This is a genomic window from Cellulosimicrobium cellulans (assembly GCF_007679345.1).
Classification (GTDB): Bacteria; Actinomycetota; Actinomycetes; order Actinomycetales; family Cellulomonadaceae; genus Cellulomonas; species Cellulomonas cellulans_A.
This window is the reverse complement of record NZ_VEGH01000018.1, coordinates 69,002-75,350: the sequence shown is the minus strand read 5'-3', so window position 1 is coordinate 75,350 and position 6,349 is coordinate 69,002. Positions and strand designations below refer to the sequence as shown.

Genomic DNA, 6,349 nt, shown 5'->3' with positions numbered 1-6,349 from the left:
GGTGCGGGCGGGCGCGGGCGGACGGGCGGGCGCGGGCGGACGGGCGGGCGCGGGCGGACGGGCGGGCGCGGGCGGACGGGCGGGCGCGGGCGCGCGCGAGCGGGCGCGCCCGCGGCGGGGGCTCAGCCGACGGGGCGCGGGCGCCGGCGCCGCAGCAGCTCGTCCAGCGGGTCGCCCCGGTCCTCCACCTGCGTCGGCACGGGCGGCGCGCCAGTCCCGGCGTCGACGGGCGGCAGCACCGGCCCGCCGACCAGCATCGTCGGCTGTGGCACCGGGATCCCGTGGGCGTCGGGCCACCGGGCCGCGTCGGCGCGCTGCCCGCGGCGCCGCGAGCGCGCCCAGCCGCGCAGCCCGAGGCCGAGCAGCAGCACGACCAGGACCGCGGCCTCGTAGGCCAGCACGACCTGCGCGTACAGCGTCAGCCAGATCTGGAGCGCCAGCACGGCCGCGCCGGCCACCACGGCGACCACCCGTCCCATGAGTCCCCCTCGGCTCATCCCCCTGCGGTGCGGGCCGCCAGCCTCCCGCCGATCCGGTCCGCGGGTCAAGCCCCGGCCGGCACCTCCCCGAACCAGTCCCGGACCCGGTCCACCACGGTCCGGTCGAAGGCGTCGTCGTCGTGGTGCGCCGACAGCCAGCGCACGAACGACCCGCCCGCGACCGCGTCGAGCTCCCGCCGGCAGGCGGCGGGCCGGGTGACCGCGAGCTCGAGCTGCTCGGCGGCCTCGTCCGGCGTGCGGTACAGGTACGGGTACCCGGCGGGCAGCAGCGCGCGCGCCCACGGCAGGTCCGGGAACACCCCGACCGCGCCGGCCGCGAGCGCCTCGACGTACTCCAGGCCGTAGGACTCCTCGGTGGCGGTCGCGAGGAACGCCGTGGTCCGGCTCAGCGCCTCCCAGTACGAGTCGCGGGTCGCGGTCAGCGGGCCGACCCAGCACCACGACCGCTCGGACATCCGCATCGCGGTATCGGACACCAGGTGCGACTCGTGCAGCCGCGCCTCGACCCGGATCGGGGTGCGCCGCTGCACCCGGTCGACGACCTCGAGGAACAGCCGCGGCTGCTTGCGCTCGGAGACGTAGATCGCGGGGTACAGCACGACCGGGACCTCGGGCTCGTGCCGGGGTCGCACGTGGTCGACCCGGAACCCGAGGTTGACCCACCCGGTGCGGGCCCGCTCCCCCAGCGCGGGCACCGTGAGCCGGGCGACGAGCTCGCGGATCTCGGAGGCGGTGCGCGCCGAGTTGGCGAACGTCGGGAACAGCGCGCACGACAGCGCGAGCGCCGCCCGCTCGACGTCGTGCGGGTAGCGGGTGGCGTCCCACCAGACGAAGTTCATCACCCGCGGCTCCGCGCACCCGCCCGCGCGCAGCGTCTGCCAGACCTGCACCGAGTCGAGCACGTCCATGGTGATGACCACGGTGCCGGTGCCGTCGACGAACCCCAGCGGCAGCAGGTCGAACCCGTCGCAGCGCCGCGGGCCGGCCCCGATCAGCACCGAGCCGGGGAAGACCCGCAGCAGCCGGCGGACGAGCGTGGCGCCCGCGTCGTGCCCGGCGACCCGGCCCTCGGCGTCGACCAGGACGTCGTCGTGCTTGATCGCGACCCGCACGGCCGTCACCGCCCCTCAGCGTCGACCAGCGTGCCGTCGTCCTCGGCCGCCGCGCCCTGCCGGGGCAGCAGCCCGCCGCGGTCGGCCGCGCCGCGGTCGGCCGCGCCGCCGGCCCCGTCGGCCGCCGGCACCCCGGGCTCGACCGGCTCCGCGGGCTCGGCGGGCTCGTGCTCCCCGGCCGGTGCCCCGCCGATCCGCATCCCGTAGAACGACCGGTACACGAACACGGCCGACGCCACGAAGAAGACCGCGGCGAGGACGTGCACCAGCGTCCCGCGCCCGTCGCCGGTCAGGCTCACCGCCAGCTCGACGGCGAGCAGCCCGAACAGGGTCGTGAACTTGATGACCGGGTTCAGCGCGACCGAGGACGTGTCCTTGTACGGGTCGCCCACCGTGTCGCCGACGATCGTCGCGTCGTGCAGCGCGGTGCCCTTGGCGTGCAGGTCGACCTCGACGATCTTCTTCGCGTTGTCCCACGCGCCGCCGGCGTTCGCCATGAAGATCGCCTGGTACAGCCCGAACACCGCGATCGACACCAGGTAGCCGATGAAGAAGAACGGCTCGACGAACGCGAACGCGAGCGTGGCGAAGAAGATCGCCAGGAACATCGTCAGCATGCCCTTCTGGGCGTATTGGGTGCAGATCTCGACCACCCGGCGGGAGTCCGCCTCGCTGGCCCGCTCACCGCCGTCCAGGCGGATGTTCGCCTTGATGAACTCCACCGCGCGGTAGGCGCCGGTGGTGACGGCCTGGATGGACGCGCCGGTGAACCAGAAGATCATCGCGCCGCCGGTGATGAGGCCGAGCAGGAACGGCGGGTGCAGCAGCGACAGGCTGTCGAGCCCGGTGGTCAGGCCCTCGGTCAGCGCCATGATGATCGAGAAGATCATCGTGGTCGCCCCGACGACGGCCGTGCCGATCAGCACCGGCTTCGCGGTGGCCTTGAACGTGTTGCCCGCCCCGTCGTTCTCCTCCAGCATCCGCTTGGCCGGCTCCCAGCGCGGCGCGAACCCGTGCTCGGCCTCGATCTGCTCGGCGGCGCCGGGCAGCTCCTCGACGAGCGACAGCTCGTAGACGCTCTGCGCGTTGTCGGTCACCGGGCCGTAGGAGTCGACGGCGATCGTGACCGGCCCCATCCCGAGGAACCCGAACGCCACCAGCCCGAACGCGAACACCGCGGGGGCGAGCATGATCTGGTCGAGCCCCTGCTCGCTGATGAGGAACGCCCCGCCCATCAGGGCGACGACCGTCATGCCGAGCCAGTAGGCCGAGATGTTGCCGGCCACCAGACCCGACAGGATGTTGAGCGACGGCCCGCCCTCGCGCGAGGACGTGACGACCTCGCGCACGTGCCGGCTGTTGGTGGAGGTGAACACCTTGACCAGCTCGGGGATGAGCGCCCCGGCGAGCGTGCCGCAGGAGATGATCGTCGCGACCTTCCACCACAGCCCGCCGACGCCGTCCAGGTGCCCGAGGACCGCCCAGGTGGTCAGGTAGGTCAGCGCGATGCTCACGACGGAGGTGAGCCAGACCAGCGACGTCAGCGGCTTCTCGAAGTCCATCCGCTCCGCGGCGGCGTACCGGCGGCGGGTCCACGCGTCGTTGGCCAGGTAGGACACCGCCGAGGCGATGACCATGACCGCCCGCACCACGAACAGCCAGACCAGCAGGGTCGCCTGCATCAGCGGGTCGTCGACGGCGAGCAGCACGAACGTCACGAGCGCGACGCCGGTGACGCCGTAGGTCTCGAAGCCGTCGGCGCTCGGGCCCACCGAGTCGCCCGCGTTGTCACCGGTGCAGTCGGCGATCACGCCGGGGTTCCGGGCGTCGTCCTCCTTGATCTTGAACGTGATCTTCATCAGGTCGGACCCGATGTCGGCGATCTTCGTGAAGATGCCGCCGGCGATCCGCAGGGCCGAGGCGCCGAGCGACTCCCCCACCGCGAACCCGATGAAGCACGCGCCCGCCACGTCGGCGGGCAGGAACAGCAGGATGACCAGCATCATGAGCAGCTCGAGGCTGATCAGCACCATGCCGATCGACATGCCCGACTGCATCGGGATGCGGTGCACGGGCAGCGGCCGGCCGGCCAGCGACGCGAACGCCGTACGGGAGTTCGCGAGCGTGTTGACCCGGATGCCGAACCACGCGACCGCGTACGACCCGGCCATGCCGAGCAGGCTGAACGCGATGATCATCGCGACCCGCCCCCACCCGAACCCGACCAGCGCGCGGTAGTAGACGACGATCACCGCGGCGATGAACACCCACAGCAGGACCAGGAACCGACCCTGCTGCGTGAGGTACGTGCGGCAGGTCGAGTAGATGAGCTCGGAGATCTCCCGCATCGCGGCGTGCACCGGCAGCCGCCGCAGCTGCACGTAGGTGGCGACGCCGAACGCGAGGCCCAGCACGCACACGAGCAGCCCGAGGCCGAGCAGCAGCCGGCCCGAGACGGAGCCGAGCACGGTCACGGCGCCCAGGTCCGGCAGCTCGAGGCTCGCCTCGCCGCCGTGCACCCCGCCGCCGTCGGCGGAGGCGGAGCCGGGTGCGCAGCCCGCGAGCGCGGACCCGAGCAGCGTCGCGCCGGCGAGGGCGAGCCCCGCACCCCGCCGTCGGCGCCGGTGGCCGACCGGGGGCCGGTGGGCCGGGGCCGGGCGCGCCGGGGCCGCCGGTGCGCGCGAGGGGGTGGTGCCGGTCCGGACGTCAGTGTTCACGGTCGGGTCCCTGGTGAGAGCGCCTTCGCTGTCACCCTCGACGCTAGGACCGGCGCGACCCGTCCGGATGAGACGTACGGCCCAGACGGGCGGTACCCACCGGCGTCAGCCCCACCGCCCCAGCCGCTGCGCGAGCAGGGCGAGCGCCACCGGCCCGGCGGTCGAGGTCCGCAGCACGTGCGGCCCCAGCAGCACCGGCTGCGCCCCGGCGTCGACCAGGTCGGCGAGCTCGCGCTCCGCGATCCCGCCCTCGGGCCCGACGACGACCAGCACGTCGGCCGCGACCCCGGCCGCGGGCAGCGCCGCCGCCGCGAGCGGCGTGGTCGCCTCCTCGTGCAGCACGAGCACCGCGCCGCCGGCCTCGACCACCTCGCGCGCCCGGCGGACCAGCGCCGCGGTCGCCAGCGCCACGTCGACAGCGGGCACGTGCGCCCGCCGCGCCTGCTTGGCCGCGGTGCGGACCGTGCCCAGCCAGCGGGCCCGGCTCTTGGCCGCGCGGTCGCCGCGCCAGACGACGATCGACCGCTCGGCCTGCCACGGCACGACGCAGTCGACGCCGACCTCAGTGGCCGCCTCGATCGCGAGCTCGTCGCGGTCGCCCTTGGCGAGCGCCTGGACGAGCAGCAGCCGCGGCGCGGGCGCGGGCTCGACGACGACCGCCTGCACGCGCAGGTGCACCCCCTCGGGCCCCGCCGCCTCGACCTCGCCGACCAGCCGGGTGCCGGCCCCGTCGACGACGTCGACCCGCTCCCCCGGCGCCCGGCGCTGCACGACGCCCGCGTGCCGCCCCTCGGCGCCCGCGAGCAGGTAGCGGCCGCCGACGTCCAGCGCGTCGAGGTCGCCCGGCTCCGCCAGGAAGACCGGTGCCGTCACCTCAGCGCCCGGCGAGCTTGTCGCGCAGCTTCGAGAACACGCCGCCGCCGGAGGCCGACAGCCGCGCCTCGGGGCGCTCCTCGCCGCGCAGGCCGGCGAGCCGGCGGAGCAGCTCGGACTGCTCGTCGTCCAGCGCGGTCGGGACCTTGACGTCGACGTGCACGTGCAGGTCGCCGCGGCCGCCGGCGTGCAGGTGGCCGACGCCCAGGCCGCGCAGCGTGACGACCTGCGCGGGCTGGGTGCCCGGGCGCAGGTCGACCTCCTGCGGGCCGTCGAGCGTGTCCAGCGTGAGCACGGTGCCCAGGGCGGCCGCGGTCATCGGGACCTCGAGCGTGCAGTGCAGGTCGTCGCCCTCGCGCAGGAACGTGTCGTGCTTGCGCTCCCGCACCTCGAGGTAGATGTCGCCCGCGGGGCCGCCGGCGGGGCCGACCTCGCCCTGCGCGGTGAGTTTGATCCGGGTGCCGGTGTCCACGCCCGCCGGGACGTCGACCTCGAGCGTGCGGCGCGAGCGGACCCGGCCCTCGCCGGCGCACTCGGTGCACGGCTCGGGGATGACGGTGCCGAACCCGTGGCACGCGGCGCACGGCTGGGAGGTCATGACCTGGCCGAGGAACGACCGGGCCACCCGCTGCACGGTGCCGCGGCCGCCGCAGACGTCGCAGGTGCGCGGCGAGGTGCCCGGGCGGCAGCAGGAGCCGTCGCAGGTCGGGCAGACCACGGCCGTCTCGACCGGGACCTCGCGGTGCGTGCCGAACGTCGCCTCGGCGAGGTCGATGTCGAGGCGCAGCAGCGCGTCCTGGCCGCGGCGGGCCCGCGGGATGGGCCCGCGCTGCGCGCCCGCGCCGGCGGCGGCGCCGAAGAACGTCTCGAAGATGTCCTGGAAGCCGAAGCCGCCCTGGCCGCCCATGCCGCCGCCGGGGGCCGACGGGTCGGCGCCCATGTCGTACATGCGCCGCTTCTCGGGGTTGGACAGCACCTCGTACGCGCGCGACACGTCCTTGAACCGGTCCTCCGAGCCCGCCTCCGCGCCCGCGACGTCCGGGTGCAGCTCGCGCGCGAGCCGGCGGTAGGCCTTCTTGATCTGCTCGGGCGTGGCGTCACGCTCGACGCCGAGCACCTCGTAGTAGTCGCTCACTCGTCACTTCCT

At 74.9% G+C, this 6,349-nt stretch carries 5 protein-coding genes; all 5 read right to left on the bottom strand.

All coding sequences use genetic code 11. The features are described from left to right. Positions 1-122: 122 nt before the first annotated feature. Complete coding sequence (locus FS882_RS18995) at positions 123-497, bottom strand: hypothetical protein (RefSeq protein ID WP_187365381.1); 375 nt, start codon at positions 495-497, stop codon at positions 123-125. Positions 498-544: 47 nt separating this feature from the next. Further along, on the bottom strand, positions 545-1,621 hold the full coding sequence (locus tag FS882_RS18990; protein ID WP_262348413.1) for a glycosyltransferase family 1 protein: 1,077 nt from the start codon (positions 1,619-1,621) through the stop codon (positions 545-547). Continuing rightward, complete coding sequence (locus FS882_RS18985; RefSeq protein WP_262348412.1) at positions 1,618-4,329, bottom strand: sodium-translocating pyrophosphatase; 2,712 nt, start codon at positions 4,327-4,329, stop codon at positions 1,618-1,620. Before FS882_RS18985 ends, FS882_RS18990 begins: the two co-directional genes overlap by 4 nt. A 105-nt stretch (positions 4,330-4,434) precedes the next feature. Beyond that, a complete protein-coding gene (locus FS882_RS18980) occupies positions 4,435-5,202 on the bottom strand; it encodes a 16S rRNA (uracil(1498)-N(3))-methyltransferase (protein ID WP_158375512.1) in 768 nt (255 codons plus the stop codon). A 1-nt stretch (position 5,203) separates the two neighbouring features. Next, complete coding sequence (gene dnaJ / locus FS882_RS18975; RefSeq protein WP_158375510.1) at positions 5,204-6,337, bottom strand: molecular chaperone DnaJ; 1,134 nt, start codon at positions 6,335-6,337, stop codon at positions 5,204-5,206. Positions 6,338-6,349: the final 12 nt, after the last annotated feature.